Here is a 20,974-nt window from a genome sequence, read left to right as displayed (position 1 = left end):
CCCCGGGGCCCGCGCGTGGCCGTCAGCGCTCGTCGCCCGCCCGGTAGACGCCGAACATCGCCCCCTGGGGATCCCGCAGCACCGCGATGCGCGGGCCGTCGGGCGGGGACGTGGGCAGCATGAGTACGGTGCCGCCGGCATCCGTCGTGTCGGCCGCGGCGGCGTCCACGTCCGCGACCGCGAAGTACGGCAGCCAGTGCGCCGGTACCTCGTGCGGGAACTTCTCGTCCATCGTCACCATCCCGCCGAAGTCCGCGCCGTCGATCCCCCACTGCGGGTAGCGGTCCGAGGCGGTCACGGTCCAGCCGAACACCGTGGTGTAGAAGTCGGCGGCCCGGCCGGGTTCCCGGGTCAGCAACTCCACCCAGCCCAGCGAACCGGGCGCGTTGAGCAGCTCCGCGCCCGGGAAGGACCACCCCTGCCACAGCTGGAACACCGCCCCGGTCGGGTCGACGGCCACCACGGACCGACCCGAGTCGAAGACGTCGGCGGGGCCCTGCGCGACCGTCCCGCCCGCCGCCGTCACCTGCCGTACGGCGGCGTCCGCGTCGCGCACGGCGAACGAGACGTTCCACGCGACCGGCCGGCCCCGCCGGTCCAGCGGGGCGAGGGCGGCGACGGCCGCGCCGTCGAGGCGGGCGATCGTGTAGCCGCCCGCCTGCGCACGGGTTTCCGTCCCGGAGTGCCAGCCGAACAGTCCGGCGTAGAACCGCTTGGCCGCTTCCAGATCGCTGGTCCCCAACTCGGCCCAGCAGGGCCCGCCGGTCACCGGTTCGTGGAGCTTCATGGCGTGGGGCGTCCTTCCGCTCGACCGCAGACCCGTCCGTCCCCCTCCAGCACGCTAAGGCCGGCTCGTGACCCGGGCCAGCCGGCACGATCCGCCCCGACGGCTCAGATCCCGGGCCGGTAGCGCAAGGGGTGGTCCGCGGGCACCTCGACCAGGACGATCCGGGTCGCGTCCGGGTCCTCGATCCACATCTCGACCAGCCCCCACGGCTCCTGGACCGGCGGCCGCACGATCCCGACCCCCTTGGCGCGCAGCTCGTCGTGGGCCGCCGCAGCGTCCTCCACCTGGAGCCACAGCCTGAGCGAGGGCGAGAGCGGGGTGTCGGCGCGGCCGGAGAGCTCCAGGAAACCGCCGCCGAGGAAGTAGACCGTGCCCCGCTCGTCACCCGTACCGAACTCGCGGTGGACGGCGAGGCCGAGCTGTTCCCCGTAGAAGGCGCGGGAGCGCTCGGGGTCGGTGGGACGGATCAGGATACGGCTGCTGAGTACATGCACCATGCGGCCCGAGCCTAAGGGCGGCGCTACGCTCATCGGTGCCCGCGCCGCGCCCGAGAACGAACCGGAGAAGCCTCCATGGACACCGCCGCCAGCCGACTGACCTACCGCGACGCGACGGACGCGGACGTGGACGCGATCGTCGCCCTCGTGGAGTCCGCGTACCGGGGCGAGTCCAGCCGGGCCGGATGGACCACGGAGGCGGACATCCTGCAGGGACAGCGCACGGACCCCGAGGGCGTGCTCGAGGTCGTCAAGTCGCCGGACAGCCGCCTGCTGACCGTCGAACGCGACGGCGTGCTCGTCGCCTGCTGCCAGCTGGAGCACCGCGGTGCGCACGCCTACTTCGGCATGTTCGCCGTCAGCCCGGTCCTCCAGGGCGGGGGACTCGGCAAGACGATCATCGCGGAGGCGGAGCGCCGCGCCCGCGAGACCTGGGGCGTGACCGAGATGCACATGACCGTGATCTCCGTGCGCGAGGACCTCATCGCCTGGTACGAGCGCCGCGGCTACCGCCGTACGGGAGAGACGACCCCGTTCCCGTACGGCGACGAGCGCTTCGGCATACCGCAGCGGGACGACCTGCGGTTCGAGCTCCTGGTCAAGTCGCTGGTCCGACCCGCGTGACGCTCACGGGGCTCACGCCGTGAAGCGGCCGGTGCGCTTGATCTCCGGGTAGTCGGTCGTCGCGCCGTCGAGACCGAGGGCGCGCACCAGCCGCAGCTGGTCCTGCGTGTTCACCGTCCAGCACAGGACACGGAGGCCGGCCTTGCGGGCCCGCTCCACGATCTCCAGCGTGATGCGGTTGATGTCCAGACACAGGGTCCCGGCACCGGCCTCGACGGCACGGTCCACGACGTCGGGGCCGTAGTACTGCGCGACCAGGGCGGTCCGCACCCCCGGCACCAGCCGGGCGATCTCGACGATGGCCTCGTCGTGGAACGAGATCACCTCCACCCGGTCCACCAGGCCCCGCCGGTGCATCACCTCGGCGAGCGTCCGCGCCGCCGCCGCGTCCTTGATCTCGGCCTGCAACGGCACCGAGACGGCGTCCAGCACCTCCTCGAAGACCGGGATCCGCTCCCCGCGGCCCGCGTCGAGCGCCCGCAGCTCCTCGAGGGTCTTGTCGGCGATCGCGCCCGTCCCGTCCGTGGTGCGGTCCACGTCGGCATCGTGCATGACGACGAGCGCGCCGTCCTTGCTCAGGTGCAGGTCCAGTTCGACGACGTCGAGGCCGGCCCGCTCGGCGGCGACGAAGGAACGCAGGGTGTTCTCGGGTTCGACACCCATCGCTCCGCGGTGACCGATGGTGAGGAAGTTCAAGGCTCGACTCGCTTCCGTCGACGGCGGCGATGGCAGGGCGCAGCCTAACGGCCCTGCCGGACCGTTTCCCCTCTGCCGCGCCTGGTATACGACTCAAGGACCCCGCAGGAAAAAATGCGGTCGAGGACCGGGTCGGGCAGGATAATTTACGGAGGCCTCCCTTGCTGGAAGAAACCTCGTATGCATACGGTGTCCTGACGCTAGCTTCTCCCGTGGAGGATGGGACATGACGGAAATTCTTGTGCAGGTGGGTGCGGAGGAGAACGTTCCTCCGGCGAGCAGGGTGGTGGAGCACCCGGCGTGGCCCGTGCTCAAGGATGCCGTGGAGCGGATCCGGCCATGGCAGTCCAAGGACGGGTCGATCGACTTCGACTCCGAGGGCGCTCCGGACCGGGCCGCCGCCGAGGACGCCGTGCGCCGTGTCGCCGGGGCCGTCCAGGAGCTGTCCCCGTTGCTCCCGCACGACCGCGCCTACCACGAGGCCCTCGTGAAGGACCTCGGCCGGTGGGCCGACAGCGGTTTCCAGGTGCCCGACTTCCTCGACTCGCTGCTGGCCTTCCAGCCCGCCGCGAGCCGCGCGGACGGCCTCCAGCACCTGGTCGTCTTCCCCATGTACACGCAGAACGGCAACCCGGACCGCAACCTCGAAGCGGTCGTGCTGCGCATGGTCTGGCCCGACTGGCTGGCCGAACTGGAGCGCACCCGCTACGACAACCCGCTGTTCTGCGGCATCACCTTCGAGGACTTCACCTCGGGCTACGACACCAACTCGGCCGTCCTCTTCCCGGAGACCATCGCCGTGCGCGAGGCCCCCGAGCGCTTCTCCTGGGGCGGCATCTTCTGCGACCGCGAGGCCGCCCGCTTCCGCCGCGTCACCGAGGCCGCCGTCGGCATCCTCGGCCTGGAGCTGCCCGAGGACATCGCCGCGATGGTCGACGACCAGAAGCGGTGCGAGGAGGCCTTCGTCCTGTGGGACATGGTCCACGACCGCACCCACAGCCACGGCGACCTGCCCTTCGACCCGTTCATGATCAAGCAGCGGCAGCCGTTCTGGATGTACGGCCTGGAGGAGCTGCGCTGCGACCTCACCGCCTTCCGGGAGGCCGTGAAGCTGGAGGGCGACGGCGTCCCGCAGGCCCGTGACGTGCAGTACGCGGTGCTCTTCGACCGGATGTTCCGCTTCCCGGTCACCGGCGAGCGGGTGCGCAACTACGACGGCCTGGGCGGCCAGCTCCTCTTCGCCTACCTGCACCAGCACGACGTCGTGCGCTGGACCGACAACAAGCTCTTCATCGACTGGCAGCGCGCCCCCCAGGTCACCAACGAGCTGTGCGCCGAGATCGAGACGCTCTACCGCGACGGCATCGACCGGCCCAAGCTGGTCCACTGGTTCGCCGGCTACGAGCTGGTCTCCACCTATCTCGCCCCGCACCCGGGCTCGAAGTGGGCCAAGGGCCCCGACGCCCTGGACCTGACCCTGCCGCCGCGCAAACTCGTCGATGACGTGCTTCCGGACGAGTTTCCGCTGAGCATGTTCTACGAGGCCCTGTCCAAGAAGCTCAAGGGCGTGATCGCGTCGACCCGGGGCATCACCAGGGACGGCGCCGAGCGGGCCGCCGCGTGAGCGACGGCACGGACAGGCAGGCACAGGCACAGGCTCGGGAGGCGAGGACCATGGGGAACGGGGCGCTCGACGGCGCGGTGATCGCGGTGGCGGGAGCGGGCGGGCCCGCCGGACGGGCCGCGCTGCTGCGGCTGGCGGAGGCGGGCGCGACGGTCGTCGGTGCGGACAACGACCCGCAGCGGCTGGCCGAGGCGGTCGACGCGGCGCGCTACGCGCACGGCGGCGCCACCGTCACCGGCGAGACGGTCGACCTGCTCGACCGGGACTCCGTCCGCGAGTGGGCCGACGGCATCGAGAAGGAGTTCGGGCGGATCGACGGCCTCGTCCACCTCGTCGGCGGCTGGCGCGGCAGCCAGAGCTTCACCAAGACCAACCTCGACGACTGGGACCTGCTGGAGCTGCTGCTGATCCGCACCGTGCAGCACACCTCCCTCGCCTTCCACGAGGCGCTCCAGCGCAGCGACCGCGGACGCTACGTCCTGATCAGCGCCGCGGGTGCGAGCAACCCCACCGCGGGCAACGCCGCCTACTCGGCCGCCAAGGCCGCCGCCGAGGCGTGGACGCTGGCCATGGCCGACTACTTCCGCAAGGCGGGGGGCGAGCAGGGCCCGACGTCGGCGGCTGCGATCCTGGTCGTCAAGGCGTTGGTGCACGACGCGATGCGCGCCGAGCGCCCCAACGCGAAGTTCGCGGGCTTCACGGACGTGCGCGACCTCGCCGAGGCCGTCGCCGGAGTCTGGGAGAAGCCCGCCGCGGAAGTGAACGGAAACCGTCTGTGGCTGACCGAGAAGCCGTGAACCCTCCGAAGACCGACGCGCGTCGCCACCACGACCCCGAGGTCCGCGGTTTCGCCAGTGACAACTACGCCGGCGCGCACCCCGAGGTGCTCGCCGCCCTGGCCCTGGCCAACGGCGGTCACCAGGTCGCGTACGGCGAGGACGAGTACACCGAGAACCTCCAGCGGGTGATCCGCAGCCACTTCGGCTCCGGCGCCGAGGCGTTCCCGGTCTTCAACGGCACCGGCGCCAACGTCGTCGCGCTCCAGGCGGTCACCGACCGCTGGGGCGCGGTGATCTGCGCCGAGAGCGCGCACATCAACGTCGACGAGGGAGGCGCCCCCGAGCGCATGGGCGGCCTGAAGCTGCTCACCGTCCCCACCCCCGACGGCAAGCTCACGCCCGACCTGATCGACCGGCAGGCCTACGGCTGGGACGACGAGCACCGTGCGATGCCGCAGGTCGTCTCGATCACCCAGAGCACCGAGCTGGGCACCCTCTACACGCCCGACGAGATCCGCGCGATCTGCGAGCACGCCCACGCGCACGGCATGCGGGTGCACCTGGACGGCTCCCGGATAGCCAACGCCGCCGCCTCCCTGGACGTGCCCATGCGCACCTTCACCAACGCGGTCGGCGTCGACCTCCTCTCGCTCGGCGGCACCAAGAACGGCGCCCTGTTCGGTGAGGCGGTCGTGGTCCTGAACCAGGACGCCGTGCGCCACATGAAGCACCTGCGCAAGCTGTCGATGCAGCTCGCCTCCAAGATGCGCTTCGTGTCGGTGCAGCTGGAGGCCCTGCTCGCCAAGGACCTGTGGCTGCGCAACGCCCGCCACGGCAACGAGATGGCCCAGCGGCTGGCCGAGGGCGTGCGGGCGGTGCACGGCGTGGAGATCCTCTACCCGGTGCAGGCCAACGCGGTCTTCGCCCGCCTGCCGCACGAGGTGAGTGAACGCCTGCAGAAGCGGTTCCGCTTCTACTTCTGGGACGAGGCCGCGGGCGACGTCCGCTGGATGTGCGCCTTCGACACCACCGAGGACGACGTGGACGCCTTCGTGGCGGCCCTCAAGGAGGAGATGGCGCGCTAGACCCCGCCGTCGGCCGTCGGGACCGTGCCGACGGCGCGGGTCCGCCGCCGCCCACGGGCCCCTCCGGCCGGCCCGGTCCGCACGACGGATCCGGGCCGGTCCTCGTCCGAAGAGGCCTTGGTGACGCCGAGGCGGCACTTCCCTGATGTGGGCGGCACCCTGTTCGTCGTGCATAGATATGCGGTTACCCGAAAAATCATTGACTGAAAGGTGATCGCGTTCCTATGCTCTGCGGGCATGGAGCTGATCCAGACGTCCCCTGACCTGTCAGACTATCTGGCCGCCGACGATGCCATCGACCATCACCATCCGCGCGTGCGGGAAGTGGCCGGGCGGCTGGCCAAGGAGGCCGAGGACTCGTATGCCTATGCACGCCTGGCCTTCGAGTTCGTACGCGACACCATCCCGCACTCGCACGACTCCGGAGATCCGCGCGTCACCTGGCGCGCCTCGGACGTGCTGGAGCAGCGCACCGGCATCTGCTACGCCAAGGCGCACGCGCTGGCCGCGCTGCTGCGGGCCGAGGACATCCCGACCGCCCTGTGCTACCAACGGCTCGGCGTGCTGCACGGGTTGGTCGCCGTCCGGCTCGACGGCGCCTGGCACCGCCAGGACCCGCGGGGCAACAAGCCCGGCGTGGACGCCCGGTTCTCGCTCGGGCGGGAGCGGCTGGCCTTCACCCCGGACACCGCGGCCGGTGACGCGGACTACCCGCAGCTGTACGCGGCGCCGCACCCGGTCGTCCTGGACGTCCTGAAGGCGGCCACCGACCGCTCCCACCTCTGGGCGACGCTTCCGCCCGGGCTGCCGTCGTAGGGGAGGCGGCCCGGGGCGGCCTCAGTGCGCCTCGGCCGTGCGCACCTGCTCGGGGGTGGGGGCGGTGCCGCCGAGGTGGGCCGGCATCCACCAGGTGTCGTCCGCTCCCTTGGGGCGCACCGGGTAGGCGCGCTGCGCCGCCTCGAGCAGCTCCTGGACCCGCTCGCGCAGCCGGCGGGTGATGGCGCCCGCGTACTGGTCGCGGGGGGCCTCCATCGCCTCGCCGACCCGGATCGTGATCGGGGTGTGGCTACGCTTGAAGTTGCGCGGGTGCCCCTTGGTCCACAGCCGCTGGGTGCCCCACACCGCCATCGGGACCAGCGGGACGCCGGCCTCCTGCGCGAGGCGCGCGGCGCCCGACTTGAAGCTCTTGAGCGTGAACGACTCGGAGATCGTCGCCTCCGGGAAGACCCCCACGATCTCACCGGACCGCAGCGAGTCCAGGGCGTGCGCGTACGCCGCCTCGCCCTGCTTGCGGTCCACGGGGATGTGCTTCATGCCGCGCATCAGCGGGCCGGAGACCCGGTGCCGGAACACCGACTCCTTCGCCATGAAGCGCACCAGCCGCTTCTGGGGCAGCGCGGCCAGGCCGTCGAAGATGAAGTCCAGGTAGCTGATGTGGTTGCTCACCAGCACGGCGCCGCCCGAGCGCGGGATGTTCTCCGAACCCTGGCAGTCGATCTTGAGGTCCCACACCTTGAACAGGGTGCGGGCGAGACCGACCACCGGGCGGTAGACGAGTTCAGCCATGGGCGGGTCGAACCCTTCCTTGTCAGCCTGGGAAGGGGCTCCCAGTCAAAAGTTACGCAGCCGTAGGTTTACGGCTTGTCGCAGATCGTGCCCCAAGAACGGCCGGTGTACCAGCCTTGGTGCCCGCCCACGGCGAGATCCTCATCACGTCCCGGCCCTCCGATGGCCGAAACACGCCGGTGATCCGGGAATCTCACCCGTCCCCCGAGCGCTGCACCTGTGGACGACCGGACTGGTGGCGCGCGTGTGAGGCGTGCCCGGGAGTGCCGCGGGGCGGCGGAACGGAGTGCGCGGGTGGGCGGGCAGGGCGACGGCAGGCGGCTCGATCCATCCGGCCCCCGCCTGGACGCGAACGACCTGGACGGGGAGCTGGGCGCCCGCGCGACGCTCGTCCAGTTCTCCAGTGCGTTCTGTGCCCCCTGCCGGGCCACCCGGCGGATCCTCGGGGAGGTGGCCGGCATGGTCCCGGGCGTCACCCACGTCGAGATCGACGCCGAGGCCCGCCTGGAGCTGGTCCGCGCCCTCGGCGTGCTCAAGACCCCCACCGTGCTGGTCCTCGACGCCGACGGACGTGTCGTACGGCGCGCCGTGGGGCAGCCGCGCAAGGCGGACGTCATCGCCGCGCTGGGCGAGGCGGTGTGACGACCGACACCTCACTGGTGAGGCGTTCTCCACTGCTTCCAGCTTCCGGGACGTATTTGACTGTGTGTGCCACCCGTCGTCAGCCTGCCCCCAGGTCCTCGATCCCCACGCCCCGGACCGAGGCGCCCCGCGGAAGGACACCCCGTATGACGGTCACCCCCGACCTGGCCGCACCGAGGCTCGCCGGTGCCGACCTGCTCCGGTCCGCCTTCCGGCGGCACGCGGCGGGGATCGCGGTGATCACCGCGCGCGGTGACGCCGGCCCCGTCGGGTTCACGGCGACCTCCCTCGCCTCGGTCTCCGTCGAGCCGCCGCTCCTCTCCTTCGGCATCGGCACCGGCTCCTCGAGCTGGCCCGTGATGTCCGAGGCGGAGCACGTCGGCGTCCACCTGCTCGGCGAGCACCAGGAGGAGCTGGCGGCCACCTTCGCCCGCAGCGGCGCCGACCGCTTCGCGCCGCCCACCGCCTGGGGCGAGGGTCCCGAGGGCGTACCCGTGCTGGACGGAGTGCTCGCCTGGCTCGTGTGCCGCGTGGTCGGCCGCGTGCCCGCGGGCGACCACCGGGTCGTGCTCGCGGAGGTCCTGCTCGGCGACCCCACGGGCATCGGCAGCCCGCTCCTCTACCACCAGGGGCGATACAACGGACTGCGGGAGTGACCCCCCTCCGGGGCGCTTCTGCGGGGGCGTCGGGTTCCGGTTACGCTGCGTTGCGAAGGTCACAGTTCAAAGCGCTTGCTTAGCGGGAAAGAACTGGATGTACTGACGAGTAATATTCCGGGCGGAGCGCGGGTCGCCCCGACCGGGATCGGCCGCTTGGGGCGCCTATGCTGCCTGCAAGAGGCAGCACTGAAATGTCGACGCAGTAGGAGAGCCGGCGTGAGCTTGAGGATCGTTGTCACCGTGAAGTACGTGCCCGACGCCACCGGCGACCGGCACTTCGCCGATGACCTGACCGTCGACCGCGACGACGTCGACGGTCTGCTCTCCGAACTGGACGAGTACGCGGTCGAGCAGGCGCTGCAGATCTCGGAGAATTCCGACGACGACGTGGAGATCACCGTCCTGACGGTGGGCCCCGAGGACGCGAAGGACGCGCTGCGCAAGGCGCTGTCCATGGGCGCGGACAAGGCCATCCACGTCGAGGACGACGACCTGCACGGCACCGACGCCATCGGCACCTCCCTGGTCCTGGCCAAGGCCGTCGAGAAGGCCGGCTACGACCTGGTCATCTCCGGCATGGCCTCCACCGACGGCACCATGGGCGTCGTCCCGGCCCTGCTCGCGGAGCGCCTGGGCGTGCCGCAGGTGACGCTGCTGTCCGAGGTCTCGGTCGAGGGCGGCACGGTCAAGGGCCGCCGCGACGGCGACGCCGCGACCGAGCAGCTCGAGGCCTCCCTGCCGGCCGTCGTGTCGGTCACCGACCAGTCCGGCGAGGCCCGCTACCCGTCCTTCAAGGGGATCATGGCGGCCAAGAAGAAGCCGGTTCAGTCCTGGGACCTCTCCGACCTCGACATCGACGAGGACGAGGTCGGCCTGGAGAGCGCCTACACCAAGGTCGAGTCCGCGACCGAGCGCCCGGCGCGCACCGCGGGCACCATCGTCAAGGACGAGGGCGAGGGCGGCAAGCAGCTCGCCGAGTTCCTCGCGGGCCAGAAGTTCATCTGAGCGCCGCTGGTTCCGCTGACCGCCCCTCCCATCTCGCAAGCAGGAGAGAAGAAGTCCCATGGCTGAAGTTCTGGTCTACGTCGACCACGTGGACGGTGCCGTCCGCAAGCCCACGCTGGAGCTGCTGACCCTCGCCCGTCGCATCGGCGAGCCCGTCGCCGTGGCTCTGGGCAACGGCGCCGGTGACACCGCCGCCGCGCTCGCCGAGCACGGTGCGGTGAAGGTCCTCACCAGTGAGGCCGCCGAGTACGCCGACTACCTGGTCGTACCGAAGGTGGACGCCCTCCAGGCCGCCGTCGAGCAGGTGTCCCCGGCCGCCGTGCTGGTCCCGTCCTCCGCCGAGGGCAAGGAGATCGCCGCCCGTCTGGCGCTGCGCCTGGGCTCCGGCATCATCACCGACGCCGTCGACCTGGAGGCCGGCGACGAGGGCCCGGTGGCCACCCAGTCGGTGTTCGCCGCCGCCTTCACCACCAAGTCCCGCGTCTCCAAGGGCACCCCGGTCATCACGGTCAAGCCGAACAGCGCGGCCGTCGAGCCCGCCCCGGCCGCCGGTGCGGTCGAGGCCCTGTCGGTGTCCTTCTCCGCCGCCGCGACCGGCACCAAGGTCACCTCGCGCACCCCGCGCGAGTCGACCGGCCGCCCGGAGCTGACCGAGGCCGCGATCGTCGTCTCCGGCGGCCGCGGTGTGAACGGCGCGGAGAACTTCGCGATCATCGAGGCCCTCGCCGACTCCCTCGGCGCGGCCGTGGGCGCCTCGCGCGCCGCGGTGGACGCCGGCTGGTACCCGCACACCAACCAGGTCGGCCAGACCGGCAAGTCGGTCTCCCCGCAGCTGTACATCGCCTCCGGCATCTCCGGCGCGATCCAGCACCGCGCGGGCATGCAGACCTCGAAGACGATCGTGGCGATCAACAAGGACGCCGAGGCCCCGATCTTCGAGCTGGTCGACTACGGCGTCGTCGGCGACCTCTTCGACGTCGTCCCGCAGCTGACCGAGGAAGTGAAGACCCGCAAGGGCTGAGCATCCCTCCGGACACCGGCCGAGGCCCCCGCGACCGTCCTGGTCGCGGGGGCCTCGGCGTCTGCGCAGGATGGGTGTTGACCGGCGCGTGACCGGCAGATAACTTCGCTCTACGGATTATTGATTCCGTTCAGCGGAAAACAGGAGGGTGTGGGATGGGTCAGCAGGAGAAGGTGGCAACGAGCCTCGCGGGCGCCGTCAGCGAGGAGATCAGTGCCTCCCTCGCGCCGGTCGACGCGGAACTGGAGCGCTGCTACCCCGGCGACCCGGGCACCCGTCAGCCCGTCCACACCGTCTACGTCCCGGGCGACGTCTTCGCCGCCGACACGATCCGCACCTGGGGCGACCAGGCACTCGCGGCCCTCGACGAGCACGCGCCGGACGCCTCATCCTTCGCCGCAGTCCTCGGCCTCACCGACGACCTCGCCGAGCCGGTGTACAGCCGCGTACGCGCCAAGCTGGAGCGCGAACCGATCGAGGACCTCCGCGTCGACTTCGAGGACGGGTACGGCAACCGCTCCGACGCCGAGGAGGACGAGGCCGCGGCCCGCGCGGCACGGCTCATCGCCGAGGCCTACGACCAGGGCACCGCGGCCCCGTACATGGGCATCCGCATGAAGTGCATGGAGGCTCCGGTGCGGGCCCGGGGCATCCGCACCCTCGACGTCTTCCTCAGCGGCCTGATGGAGGCCGGCGGCCTGCCCGACGGGCTGGTGCTCACCCTGCCCAAGGTGACGTACCCCGAGCAGGTCACCGCCATGGTGCGGCTCCTGGAGGCCTTCGAGAAGGCGCGCGGCCTGGAGCCCGGCCGGATCGGCTTCGAGATCCAGATCGAGACCAGCCAGTCCATCCTGGCCGCCGACGGCACCGCCGCCGTCGCCCGCATGATCCAGGCCGCCGAGGGCCGCGCCACCGGCCTCCACTACGGCACCTTCGACTACAGCGCCTGCCTCGGCGTCTCCGCCGCCCACCAGGCCAGCGACCACCCGGCCGCCGACCACGCCAAGGCGATCATGCAGGTCGCCGCCGCCGGCACCGGCGTACGCGTCTCGGACGGCTCCACCAACGTCCTGCCGGTCGGCCCCACCGCGAAGGTCCACGACGCCTGGCGCCTGCACTTCGGCCTGACCCGCCGCGCCCTGGCCCGTGCCTACTACCAGGGCTGGGACATGCACCCCGGTCACATCCCCACCCGGTACGCGGCCGTCTTCGCCTTCTACCGCGAGGGCTTCGAGCAGGCGGCCGCCCGCCTCGCCCGCTACGCCAACCGCACCGGCGGCGACGTCATGGACGAGCCCGCCACCGCGAAGGCCCTCAGCGGCTACCTGCTGCGCGGCCTGGACTGCGGCGCCCTCGACATCGGCGAGGTCGCCCGGCTCACCGGTCTGACCCGCGCCGACCTGGAGGGCTTCTCCGCGCCGCGGCGCGGTGACCTCACGGCATCGGCGCAGTAGGCGGCGGCTGGGTGCGGGGGAGGGGCGCGGGGCCGTCCCTCCGACCGTCGGAGCGCACGTAACGCTCCAGGCCGGAGGCGGTCACCCGGCCTTCCTCGGCGAACAGCCGCGTCCCCCGCTCGCACAGCCGCCGGTCGGCCCGGGCCCGCGCGCAGAACTCCTCGGGCGTAGCCCCGAACAGCCCCCGCAGCCGGGCCGACCCCCCGAGCAGCTCGCCGATCAGCACCCGCTGGTCGCCGGGGTGCCTGCGCACAGCTCCGTCAGCGCCGCGCAGGACACCGTGACGGTTGACGTAGGCGTAGGCGCCGGGCAGGACCGTGCCCTCCTCGGGCTCCACGCGTACGTCGGGCGCGGGGAGCCAGGCGCGGTCGAAGTTGCCGCCCGCCATCGGCACCCCCTCGCTCGCGTCGATCACCGCGAGCTGCTCGGTGTCGAGCCAGAGGACGAACAGCTCCCGTACGACGCCGGGGGCGCCCACCGGTGAGGCGGACAGGTAGCCCATGCGGCTCACATGGGCGGAGACACCGATGTCGACGCCGGTGACCCGGGCCCGGACCATGGGCAGTGGGGCGTCGACCCCGAACTCCGCCATCTTGTGCCGGAGCTGGCCCGGGGAGGCGTTGGAGCCGATGGCCAGTACGGGGACGCGGTCCTCGTAGGTCAGCCGGTCCAGCGGCAGCAGCCGGTCCCCGTCGAGCAGCCCCGACTCCCGCGGCCACGCGCCGGGGTACAGCAGCGGCTTCTCGCGCGGGACCCCGTCCAGCCCGAGGCCCCGCAGCGTCCGGTCGGTGCTGTCGGTGCTGTCGGTGCTGTCGGTGGTGTCGGTGGTGTCGGTGGTGTCCGTGCTGACCGTGGCGTCGGTGGTGTCCGGTGAGGTCCGCGCTCGTAGGCCCGCGTTGCGCCCGTCCGTGGGGTCCTGCGTCACGGGGCCGCTCAGTCCGCCGGCCGCAGCTCGCCCGAACCCCGGGTGACCAGCCTGGTCGGCAGTTCGATGCGGTCGGGCGTGAGCAGGGTGCCGTCCAGCTGCTGGAAGAGCCGCTCGGCAGCGGTCCGGCCGAGGGCCGCCGCGTCCTGGGCGACCACGGTGACGCCCGGCTGGAGCAGGTCGGCCAGCTCGATGTCGTCGAAGCCGACGAGGGCTACCGCGCGCGAGTGCTCGGCGAGCACGCGGATCACGGTGACCGTGACCCGGTTGTTGCCGGTGAAGATCGCGGTGACCGGGTGCGGATCGGCCAGCATCTCCTCCGCCGCTCTGCGCACCCGCTCGGGGTCGGTGACGCCCAGGGACATCCAGGAGTCCTTCACCGGTATGCCCGCGTCCTCCATGGCGGCGCGGTAGCCACGCAGCCGCTCGGCGGCGGTGTGGATGCGGGGCATGTCACCGATGAAGCCGATCCTGCGGTGCCCGTGCGCGATGAGGTGGGTGACACCGTCCCGGGCGCCGCCGAAGTTGTCGGACACCACCACGTCGGCGTCGATCCGGCCCGCCGGACGGTCGACGAAGACCGTGGCGACGCCCGCCTTGAGCTCGGGCTCCAGGTACCGGTGGTCGTCCCCGGCGGGGATCACCACCAGGCCGTCCACGCGCCGCGCGCACAGCGCCAGCACCAGCTCCTGCTCACGGTCCGGGTCCTCCGCGCTGGACCCGTTGATCAGCAGGGCCCCGTGGGCACGGGCCACCTCCTCCACGGCACGGCTGAGCGGCCCGTAGAAGGGGTCGGCCAGATCCTCCAGGACCAGGCCGATGCTGGCCGTACGGCCCTTGCGCAGCACCCGCGCGCTGTCGTTGCGCCGGAAGCCGAGCGCGTCGATGGCCTCGTGGACCCGGCGCTCCGTCTCCGGAGTGACCCCGGGCTCGCCGTTGACCACCCGGGAGACGGTCTTGAGACCGACCCCGGCCCGGGCGGCGACGTCCTTCATGGTCGGGCGATTGCCGTAACGGTTCCCGGGGAGGCGGTCTGCGCGGCGGGGCGTGTGGGGCACGATGCGGTGTCCTGTCCTGTCGTCCACGGGAGTGCGTCGGCTCCTGTCGTCCACGGTGTCGTCCGAGGGGATGTGTCGGTCGTGCGTTTGTATGAGGATGTGGCGTCGAGCATAGAGCCTGGACAACGTTGTCAGATGCGGGAGACACTGTTCATCGCACTCTCCGGTCCTCGTCCCCCACCCGGGGGCCGGTCTGCTGCGTGCTCTTGGGTTCGTCATTCCTTCTTTCTTTTTCGGTCCGACGGGGAGATCCGACTCTGATGCACACCGATCTCGTGGCAGCGCTGGACATCGGCGGTACCAAGATCGCCGGGGCGCTGGTGGACGGCCACGGCCACATCCAGGCCCGCGCGCAGCGCGCCACGCCTGCCCGGGAGGACGGCGACACCGTGATGCGGGCCGTCGAGGCCGTGATCGGGGAGCTGACGGCGTCGCCGCTGTGGGGACGGGCCACGGCCGTCGGCATCGGCAGCGCGGGCCCGGTGGACGCCTCCGCCGGCACCGTGAGCCCGGTGAACGTGCCCGGCTGGCGCGACTACCCGCTCGTCCGGCGGGTCCGTGCCGTCGCCGGTGGCCTGCCCGTCGAGCTGATCGGCGACGGGGTGGCCATCACGGCGGCCGAACACTGGCAGGGCGCCGCCCGCGGGCACGACAACGCGTTGTGCATGGTGGTCTCGACCGGCGTCGGCGGCGGTCTGGTCCTGGACGGACGGCTGCACCCGGGCCCCACGGGCAACGCCGGGCACATCGGCCACATCAGCGTGGACCTGGACGGTGACCCCTGCCCGTGCGGCGCGCGCGGCTGCGTGGAGCGCATAGCGAGCGGCCCCAATATCGCACGGCGTGCCCTGGACGCCGGCTGGCGTCCCGGTCCGGACGGCGACACCTCCGCCGCCGCGGTCGCCGCCGCCGCCCGGCTGGGCGACCCCGTCGCCGTGGCGTCCTTCGAGCGGGCCGCGCAGGCCCTGGCCGCCGGTATCGCGGCCACCGCGACCCTCGTCGAGATCGACATCGCGGTGGTCGGCGGAGGCGTGGGCAAGGCGGGGGACGTCCTCTTCGCCCCCCTGCGCAAGGCCCTGAGCGACTACGCGACCCTGTCCTTCGTGCAGCGCCTGACGGTGGTGCCGGCCCAGATGGGGACGGACGCGGGGCTGGTGGGCGCTGCCGCCGCGGCACTCACGAGGACGGCCGGCGTGACCCCGGCGGGGGTCTGAGCCGAGCGCGGTGGGCGGGCGGGGCGAGCCCGGCGCGTCCGGCCCGACCGGGTGCGGGCGGGAAGCCGGTCATGCGGAACCGGTCGCGCCCATGCCTGCCCCGGAAGGCGGCGGCTCCTCCGGTTCCGGGCCGGGCCGGCGGTGGACCGATTCTGCGGCTCCGGCGCCCCCGGCCGTGACCACGGAGCCGCGACGCAGTTGAAGCAGGGCATGAAGAAGCGCAGCATGCTCGCCATCGCCTCCCTGGCCACCGGTTTCGTCGTCGCCGCCGTCAGCCCCTCCCACTCCGCCCCGGCCGAACTCCCGCTCCACCTCGGTGTCGAGGACGCCGTCGGGACCGTCCAGGACACCGTCGCCGTCGAGAGCCTGAGTGTGGACGAGGACACCCTGGAGCAGCTGGGCTGACGCACGGGCCGCGTCGCACCGCACGGACCGCACGGCGCCGGTGCCCTTCCGAGGGGCACCGGCGCCGTTCCCGTGCGCCCTCAACTGGGCCTGGTTTCCGTGGCAGGGTGGAGCGGGCAAGCCACAGGGGGCCAACAGAAGAGGGGGACCTGTGACCGTCGTCTGGATCAACGGCGCGTTCGGTGCGGGGAAGACCACCACCGCACGGGAACTGATCGAACTGATCCCGAACAGCACACTCTTCGACCCCGAGGTCATCGGCGGTGCACTCGCGCATCTCCTGCCGCCCAAGCGCCTCGCCGAGGTCGGAGACTTCCAGGATCTGCCGATCTGGCGCCGCCTGGTGATCGACACGGCGGCCGCGATGCTCGCCGAGCTCGGCGGGACGCTCGTGGTGCCCATGACCCTGCTGCGCCAGGAGTACCGCGACGAGATCTTCGGCGGCCTCGCCGCCCGCCGGATCGCGGTACGGCACGTCCTGCTGGCTCCGGCGGAAACGATCCTGCGGGAGCGGATAGCGGGCCGCGAGACATCGGAGGGCGCGCCCGACGGTGAGATACGGGTACGGCAGTGGTCGTACGACCACATAGAGCCGTACCGGAACGCCCTCGCCTCCTGGCTGACGGCCGACGCCCACCCGATCGACACCGGGGCCCTCACCCCGTGCGAGGCCGCCGCCCGGATCGCCGAGGCCGTCGGCACCGGCTCCGTCCCGGCCTGCGACATCGTGCAGACACCCGAGCCCACCACCGAGACCACCGCCGCGGGCGTGCTCCTTTTCGACGAGCAGGACCGGGTGCTGCTGGTCGACCCGACGTACAAGCCCGGCTGGGAGTTCCCCGGCGGCGTCGTCGAACCCGGTGAGGCGCCCGCCCGCGCCGGAATGCGCGAGGTCGCCGAGGAGACCGGCCTACGCCTCGCCGACGTACCCGCCCTGCTGGTCGTCGACTGGGAGGCGCCCGTGCCCCCCGGCTACGGAGGGCTGCGCCTGCTCTTCGACGGGGGCCGACTCGGCTCCGCCGACGCGGCGCGGGTGCTGCTGCCCGGCCCCGAACTGCGCGCCTGGCGGTTCGTCACCGAGGACGAGGCGGCCGACCTGCTCCCCCCGGTTCGCTACGAGCGGCTGCGCTGGGCCCTGCGGGCCCGGGAACGCGGGGCTGCGCTCTACCTGGAGGCGGGCACTCCGGTCGGCTGACGTCAGCCGACGGCCCCGTACGTCCGGGCCGAGGCCCGGAGTGCGTCGCCCGCCCCGCGGCCACGGCGGCACCGCCACAAGCGCGGCACCGTGTCCGATGCGCGGCACCGTGCCCGTGAACAGGCCACCTCCGCGTCGTGGCCCGCCACCGTCCGATGGGGGCGCGATGCTACCGGCCGTGTACCCGGGGCGTGGACGACGCGCGCGCCGCCGCCGATGTCCGGCACGGCGGCGGCGGACACCTCGGTCACCCGCGCCGGACGGCCGAGACCGCCCCTAGGGGAGCCGCCGGAACGGGCGCTGCCGACGGCGGAACACGTCCCGAGCGGCTCGAGCGCGACCAGGGCGGGCTCAGCTCGCCGTGCAGGCGCGCGGGAGGAGGGGCGTACTCAGCTCGCCGCGTAGTTGCGCAGGAACAGCGCCTCCGCCACCGACAGTCGCTCCAGCTCCTCGGGGGACACGCTCTCGTTCACGGCGTGGATCTGCGCCTCCGGCTCGCTCAGCCCGATCAGCAGGATCTCCGCCCGCGGATACAGCGAGGCCAGGGTGTTGCACAGCGGGATGGAGCCGCCCTGACCGGCGTACTGCATCTCCTGCCCCGGGAACGCCGCCGCCATCGCGTCCGCCATGGCCTGGTAGGCGGGGCTGGTGGTGTCGGCGCGGAACGGCTGGCCCTGACCGATCTGTTCGACACCGACCCGGGCGCCCCACGGCGTGTGCGCCTCCAGATGGGCCTGGAGCAGCTTGGTGGCCTCGGCGGCGTCCACGCCCGGCGGCACCCGCAGGCTGACCAGCGCGCGGGCGCTCGCCTGGACCGACGGGGTGGCGCCGACGACCGGCGGGCAGTCGATGCCGAGCACCGTGACGGCGGGCCGCGCCCAGATCCGGTCGGCGACCGAACCGGAGCCGATCAGTCCCACGCCGTCGAGCACCCGGGCGTCCCGGCGGAACTGCTCCTCGTCGTACTCCAGACCCTCCCACCCGCTGTCCGCTGCCAGACCGTCGACGGTCGTCGAACCGTCCTCGGCGCGCAGCGAGTCCAGGGCGCGGATCAGGGCGGCCAGCGCGTCGGGGGCCGCGCCGCCGAACTGCCCCGAGTGCAGGTTGCCTTCGAGCGTGTCGACCTTCACCCGGACCAGGGTCATGCCGCGCAGCGTCGAGGTGACCGTCGGCAGCCCGACCCGGAAGTTGCCCGCGTCGCCGATGACGATGGTGTCCGCGGCGAGCAACTCGGGGTGCTGCTCGGCGTACCGCTCCAGGCCGCCCGTGCCCTGCTCCTCCGAGCCCTCGGCGATGACCTTGACGTGCACCGGCACGCCGCCGTTCGCCTTCAGCGCGCGCAGCGCGAGCAGATGCATCAGCACACCGCCCTTGCAGTCGGCGGCGCCGCGCCCGTACCAGCGGCCGTCGCGCTCGGTCAGCTCGAAGGGAGGGGTGACCCAGCCGGCCTCGTCCAGGGGCGGCTGCACGTCGTAGTGGGCGTAGAGCAGCACCGTCTTCGCGCCCTCGGGGCCGGGCAGATACCCGTAGACCGACTGCGTGCCGTCCGGCGTGTCGAGCAGGTCCACGTCCTGGAAGCCCTCGGCGCGCAGTGCGGTGGCTATCCACTCGGCCGCACCCACGCTCTCGCTCCGCGGGAACTGGTCGAAGTCCGCCACCGACTTGAAGGCCACCAGCGCGGCGAGTTCCTCCTTCGCCCTCGGCATCAGGGCGGAGACGGTCTCGGCGACCGGATTCGACGACATGGGCACGCTCCTTGTGGGTGCGACGTTGTACCAAGGAGTACTTGGATTGATGGGCCCGATCCTCCCACAGTGGCCTGCGGCGATGCCCGCCGTAGGATGCGGGGGTCAGGTGCGGCATGCGGTTTGATCGGAGCAGTAGACCATCGTGAGCAGCGAGAACTCTTCGGCGGACGACGCGCGTCAGGTCTGGGACGTCGTCGTGGTGGGCGCGGGACCGGCGGGGGCCTCGGCCGCCTACGCGGCGGCGGTCGCGGGGCGGCGCGTGCTGTTGCTGGAGAAGGCGGAGCTGCCCCGCTACAAGACGTGCGGCGGCGGCATCATCGGTCCTTCGCGCGACACCCTGCCGCCCGGCTTCGAGCTGCCCTTCCGGGACCGGGTGCACGCGGTGACGTTCTCGAACAACGGGCGGTTCACCCGGACCCGGCGCTCCCGGCAGATGCTGTTCGGGCTCATCAACCGGCCCGAGTTCGACCAGCAACTCGTCGAGCACGCCCAGAAGGCGGGCGCCGAGCTGCGCACCGGGGCGACGGTCACACGGGTGGAGCAGCACGGGTCGGCGGTTCCGGACCGGCGCACGGTCGCCGTCGTCCTCCAGGGCGGCGAGACGGTCCTCGCGCGGGCGGTCGTCGGCGCCGACGGCAGCGCCAGCCGCATAGGGGCGCACGTCGGGGTGAAGCTCGACCAGGTCGACCTCGGCCTGGAGGCGGAGATCCCGGTGCCGGAGACCGTCGCCGAGGACTGGAAGGGGCGGGTGCTCATCGACTGGGGGCCGATGCCCGGCAGTTACGGCTGGGTCTTCCCCAAGGGCGACACGCTGACGGTCGGGGTCATCTCGGCGCGCGGCGAGGGCGCGGCGACCAAGCGGTACCTGGAGGACTTCGTCGGCCGGCTCGGCCTCGCCGGTTTCGAGCCGAGCATCTCCTCCGGTCACCTGACGCGCTGCCGTGCCGACGACTCGCCGCTGTCCCGCGGCCGGGTCCTGGTCTGCGGGGACGCGGCGGGGCTGCTGGAACCGTGGACGCGGGAGGGCATCTCGTTCGCGTTGCGCTCGGGGCGGCTCGCGGGGGAGTGGGCGGTGCGGATCTCCGAGGCGCACGACGCCGTGGACGCACGGAAGCAGGCCCTGAACTACGCCTTCGCGATCAAGGCCGGGCTCGGCGTCGAGATGAGCGTGGGCAAGCGGATGCTGGCGGTGTTCGAGCGCCGGCCCGGCCTCTTCCACGCCGCCCTGACCGGTTTCCGTCCGGCGTGGAAGGCGTTCAGGGACATCACGCAGGGCTCGACCTCGCTGGGCGAACTGGTCCGCAGCCACCCGCTGGCACAGCGGGCGCTGGCGGCGATCGACCGGCGCCCCGCGGCTGCCGCGGAGTCCGCGGGCTCCGCGGACTCAGCGGGCGGTGCGAGCGGCGCGGGCGGTGCGGAGGCAGCGGGCGGCGCGGTGGCTCCGGGTCGCGGTCCGGAGGGTGCGGGTGCCGCGGGCGACGAGGTCAGCGGCTGACCTCGATCCGGAAGACGGGATGGTCCGCGGCGGCCGCGGCGATCTCCTCGTCGGAGGACGTGGCGGTGACGCCCTGGAAGTACTGGTTCACTTCCCAGCCCCACTTCTCCAGGTAGGTCCGCAGGATCGGGAGTTTCTCGGCGTCGGGAAGCTCCACCGCGGTAAAGGAGCGGACCTTGCGCCCGACGCGCAGTTCCCCGCCCCCGGCGACGCGCATGTTGCGGACCCACTGGGAGTGACCGCGGGCGGAGACGAGGTACTGCTCGTCGCCGTGAGTGTGCGGGTTCACGGGGACGCGCTGCATCTGTCCGCTCTTGCGGCCGCGGACGGACATCTCGGCGGCGCCGGCGAGGCTGAGACCGTGCCGGGCCAGCCAGCCGATGACGCTGTTGAACCGGACGTTGGCCTTGCTGCCCTTGCGGTAGTACGTCGCTGACGACATCGGTGACCCCCAGGTCGCTTGGGCGCCGAGGGCTCGCCCCGACGCCAAGAGCG

The 20,974-nt window shown here is 72.4% G+C and carries 22 protein-coding genes; 14 read left to right on the top strand and 8 right to left on the bottom strand.

Annotated elements, in window-relative coordinates; genetic code table 11:
• Nucleotides 1-22: 22 nt before the first annotated feature.
• Both ACGF5T_RS25490 and ACGF5T_RS25485 read right to left on the bottom strand, forming a co-directional pair.
• The gene (locus ACGF5T_RS25490) at nt 23-787 is read right to left on the bottom strand and encodes a VOC family protein (RefSeq protein WP_366768612.1); all 765 of its coding nucleotides are present in this window, start codon (nt 785-787) and stop codon (nt 23-25) included.
• Between the two features lie 104 nt (nt 788-891).
• A complete protein-coding gene (locus ACGF5T_RS25485) occupies nt 892-1,284 on the bottom strand; it encodes a VOC family protein (RefSeq protein ID WP_366768613.1) in 393 nt (130 codons plus the stop codon).
• Between the two features lie 75 nt (nt 1,285-1,359).
• On the opposite strand from ACGF5T_RS25485, the gene ACGF5T_RS25480 reads away from it, so the two are divergent.
• Nucleotides 1,360-1,908, top strand: a complete 549-nt coding sequence (locus tag ACGF5T_RS25480; RefSeq protein WP_356606685.1) for a GNAT family N-acetyltransferase — start codon at nt 1,360-1,362, stop codon at nt 1,906-1,908.
• Nucleotides 1,909-1,920: 12 nt separating this feature from the next.
• Here ACGF5T_RS25480 and ACGF5T_RS25475 read toward each other — a convergent pair whose 3' ends face one another.
• On the bottom strand, nt 1,921-2,604 hold the full coding sequence (locus tag ACGF5T_RS25475) for a glycerophosphodiester phosphodiesterase family protein (RefSeq protein ID WP_366768614.1): 684 nt from the start codon (nt 2,602-2,604) through the stop codon (nt 1,921-1,923).
• Between the two features lie 226 nt (nt 2,605-2,830).
• On the opposite strand from ACGF5T_RS25475, the gene ACGF5T_RS25470 reads away from it, so the two are divergent.
• The 4 genes from ACGF5T_RS25470 to ACGF5T_RS25455 all read left to right on the top strand — a co-directional run bounded on the left by ACGF5T_RS25470 (nt 2,831) and on the right by ACGF5T_RS25455 (nt 6,908).
• Complete coding sequence (locus tag ACGF5T_RS25470) at nt 2,831-4,228, top strand: DUF6421 family protein (protein WP_361010402.1); 1,398 nt, start codon at nt 2,831-2,833, stop codon at nt 4,226-4,228.
• Between the two features lie 50 nt (nt 4,229-4,278).
• Nucleotides 4,279-5,025: an SDR family NAD(P)-dependent oxidoreductase gene (locus ACGF5T_RS25465; RefSeq protein WP_356606690.1), complete on the top strand. Its 747-nt coding sequence runs from the start codon at nt 4,279-4,281 to the stop codon at nt 5,023-5,025.
• The gene (locus ACGF5T_RS25460; protein ID WP_356606692.1) at nt 5,022-6,092 is read left to right on the top strand and encodes a low specificity L-threonine aldolase; all 1,071 of its coding nucleotides are present in this window, start codon (nt 5,022-5,024) and stop codon (nt 6,090-6,092) included. The genes ACGF5T_RS25465 and ACGF5T_RS25460 overlap by 4 nt, the downstream gene beginning before the upstream one ends.
• 237 nt (nt 6,093-6,329) lie before the next feature.
• Nucleotides 6,330-6,908, top strand: a complete 579-nt coding sequence (locus ACGF5T_RS25455) for a transglutaminase domain-containing protein (RefSeq protein WP_366768615.1) — start codon at nt 6,330-6,332, stop codon at nt 6,906-6,908.
• A gap of 21 nt (nt 6,909-6,929) precedes the next feature.
• On the opposite strand, the gene ACGF5T_RS25450 is transcribed toward ACGF5T_RS25455, so the two are convergent.
• Nucleotides 6,930-7,658, bottom strand: a complete 729-nt coding sequence (locus ACGF5T_RS25450) for a lysophospholipid acyltransferase family protein (protein WP_356606696.1) — start codon at nt 7,656-7,658, stop codon at nt 6,930-6,932.
• A 246-nt stretch (nt 7,659-7,904) separates the two neighbouring features.
• On the opposite strand from ACGF5T_RS25450, the gene ACGF5T_RS25445 reads away from it, so the two are divergent.
• From ACGF5T_RS25445 to ACGF5T_RS25425, 5 genes are all read left to right on the top strand, one after another.
• Nucleotides 7,905-8,300 carry a TlpA family protein disulfide reductase gene (locus ACGF5T_RS25445; RefSeq protein ID WP_392889289.1) on the top strand — a complete coding sequence of 132 codons (396 nt, stop codon included), beginning with the start codon at nt 7,905-7,907 and terminating at the stop codon, nt 8,298-8,300.
• A 146-nt stretch (nt 8,301-8,446) separates the two neighbouring features.
• Nucleotides 8,447-8,956: a flavin reductase family protein gene (locus ACGF5T_RS25440; RefSeq protein ID WP_356606700.1), complete on the top strand. Its 510-nt coding sequence runs from the start codon at nt 8,447-8,449 to the stop codon at nt 8,954-8,956.
• Nucleotides 8,957-9,175: 219 nt separating this feature from the next.
• A complete protein-coding gene (locus ACGF5T_RS25435) occupies nt 9,176-9,964 on the top strand; it encodes an electron transfer flavoprotein subunit beta/FixA family protein (RefSeq protein WP_356606702.1) in 789 nt (262 codons plus the stop codon).
• 58 nt (nt 9,965-10,022) lie between these two features.
• Nucleotides 10,023-10,985, top strand: a complete 963-nt coding sequence (locus ACGF5T_RS25430; RefSeq protein WP_356606704.1) for an electron transfer flavoprotein subunit alpha/FixB family protein — start codon at nt 10,023-10,025, stop codon at nt 10,983-10,985.
• Nucleotides 10,986-11,140: 155 nt separating this feature from the next.
• Complete coding sequence (locus ACGF5T_RS25425; protein ID WP_361010413.1) at nt 11,141-12,439, top strand: DUF6986 family protein; 1,299 nt, start codon at nt 11,141-11,143, stop codon at nt 12,437-12,439.
• Here the strand turns inward: ACGF5T_RS25425 and ACGF5T_RS25420 are convergent.
• Nucleotides 12,420-13,217, bottom strand: a complete 798-nt coding sequence (locus tag ACGF5T_RS25420; protein ID WP_366767563.1) for a hypothetical protein — start codon at nt 13,215-13,217, stop codon at nt 12,420-12,422. The two genes, ACGF5T_RS25425 and ACGF5T_RS25420, sit on opposite strands and share 20 nt — an antisense overlap.
• A gap of 155 nt (nt 13,218-13,372) precedes the next feature.
• Entirely contained in the window at nt 13,373-14,449 is a 1,077-nt protein-coding gene (locus ACGF5T_RS25415; RefSeq protein ID WP_366767554.1) for a LacI family DNA-binding transcriptional regulator, read from the bottom strand.
• A 233-nt stretch (nt 14,450-14,682) separates the two neighbouring features.
• On the opposite strand from ACGF5T_RS25415, the gene ACGF5T_RS25410 reads away from it, so the two are divergent.
• The 3 genes from ACGF5T_RS25410 (at nt 14,683) to ACGF5T_RS25400 (ending at nt 17,236) form a co-directional block, all read left to right on the top strand.
• Complete coding sequence (locus ACGF5T_RS25410) at nt 14,683-15,636, top strand: ROK family protein (protein ID WP_356606709.1); 954 nt, start codon at nt 14,683-14,685, stop codon at nt 15,634-15,636.
• 210 nt (nt 15,637-15,846) lie between these two features.
• On the top strand, nt 15,847-16,041 hold the full coding sequence (locus ACGF5T_RS25405; RefSeq protein ID WP_356606711.1) for a hypothetical protein: 195 nt from the start codon (nt 15,847-15,849) through the stop codon (nt 16,039-16,041).
• 151 nt (nt 16,042-16,192) lie between these two features.
• On the top strand, nt 16,193-17,236 hold the full coding sequence (locus tag ACGF5T_RS25400; RefSeq protein WP_366767553.1) for an NUDIX domain-containing protein: 1,044 nt from the start codon (nt 16,193-16,195) through the stop codon (nt 17,234-17,236).
• A 389-nt stretch (nt 17,237-17,625) separates the two neighbouring features.
• Here ACGF5T_RS25400 and ACGF5T_RS25395 read toward each other — a convergent pair whose 3' ends face one another.
• A complete protein-coding gene (locus ACGF5T_RS25395; protein ID WP_366767552.1) occupies nt 17,626-18,981 on the bottom strand; it encodes a dipeptidase in 1,356 nt (451 codons plus the stop codon).
• 145 nt (nt 18,982-19,126) lie between these two features.
• Here ACGF5T_RS25395 and ACGF5T_RS25390 point away from each other — a divergent pair, with 145 nt between their 5' ends.
• Nucleotides 19,127-20,479 (top strand): geranylgeranyl reductase family protein, encoded by a 1,353-nt coding sequence (locus ACGF5T_RS25390; protein ID WP_361010420.1) that lies wholly within the window; start codon nt 19,127-19,129, stop codon nt 20,477-20,479.
• Here ACGF5T_RS25390 and ACGF5T_RS25385 read toward each other — a convergent pair.
• On the bottom strand, nt 20,469-20,921 hold the full coding sequence (locus ACGF5T_RS25385) for a nitroreductase family deazaflavin-dependent oxidoreductase (RefSeq protein WP_356606718.1): 453 nt from the start codon (nt 20,919-20,921) through the stop codon (nt 20,469-20,471). The genes ACGF5T_RS25390 and ACGF5T_RS25385 overlap by 11 nt on opposite strands.
• Nucleotides 20,922-20,974 lie beyond the last annotated feature (53 nt).

It is taken from the genome of Streptomyces sp. NPDC047853, assembly GCF_043204535.1.
Lineage (GTDB): Bacteria > Actinomycetota > Actinomycetes > Streptomycetales > Streptomycetaceae > Streptomyces.
This window is presented reverse-complemented; position numbering and strand designations above follow the sequence as displayed.

Coding starts and splice junctions, on each gene's coding strand:
- ACGF5T_RS25490 (WP_366768612.1), bottom strand. CDS start 787: ATGAAGCTCCACGAACCGGTGACCGGCGGGCCCTGCTGGGCCGAGTTG.
- ACGF5T_RS25485 (WP_366768613.1), bottom strand. CDS start 1,284: ATGGTGCATGTACTCAGCAGCCGTATCCTGATCCGTCCCACCGACCCC.
- ACGF5T_RS25480 (WP_356606685.1), top strand. CDS start 1,360: ATGGACACCGCCGCCAGCCGACTGACCTACCGCGACGCGACGGACGCG.
- ACGF5T_RS25470 (WP_361010402.1), top strand. CDS start 2,831: ATGACGGAAATTCTTGTGCAGGTGGGTGCGGAGGAGAACGTTCCTCCG.
- ACGF5T_RS25465 (WP_356606690.1), top strand. CDS start 4,279: ATGGGGAACGGGGCGCTCGACGGCGCGGTGATCGCGGTGGCGGGAGCG.
- ACGF5T_RS25455 (WP_366768615.1), top strand. CDS start 6,330: ATGGAGCTGATCCAGACGTCCCCTGACCTGTCAGACTATCTGGCCGCC.
- ACGF5T_RS25450 (WP_356606696.1), bottom strand. CDS start 7,658: ATGGCTGAACTCGTCTACCGCCCGGTGGTCGGTCTCGCCCGCACCCTG.
- ACGF5T_RS25440 (WP_356606700.1), top strand. CDS start 8,447: ATGACGGTCACCCCCGACCTGGCCGCACCGAGGCTCGCCGGTGCCGAC.
- ACGF5T_RS25430 (WP_356606704.1), top strand. CDS start 10,023: ATGGCTGAAGTTCTGGTCTACGTCGACCACGTGGACGGTGCCGTCCGC.
- ACGF5T_RS25425 (WP_361010413.1), top strand. CDS start 11,141: ATGGGTCAGCAGGAGAAGGTGGCAACGAGCCTCGCGGGCGCCGTCAGC.
- ACGF5T_RS25410 (WP_356606709.1), top strand. CDS start 14,683: ATGCACACCGATCTCGTGGCAGCGCTGGACATCGGCGGTACCAAGATC.
- ACGF5T_RS25405 (WP_356606711.1), top strand. CDS start 15,847: ATGAAGAAGCGCAGCATGCTCGCCATCGCCTCCCTGGCCACCGGTTTC.
- ACGF5T_RS25395 (WP_366767552.1), bottom strand. CDS start 18,981: ATGTCGTCGAATCCGGTCGCCGAGACCGTCTCCGCCCTGATGCCGAGG.
- ACGF5T_RS25385 (WP_356606718.1), bottom strand. CDS start 20,921: ATGTCGTCAGCGACGTACTACCGCAAGGGCAGCAAGGCCAACGTCCGG.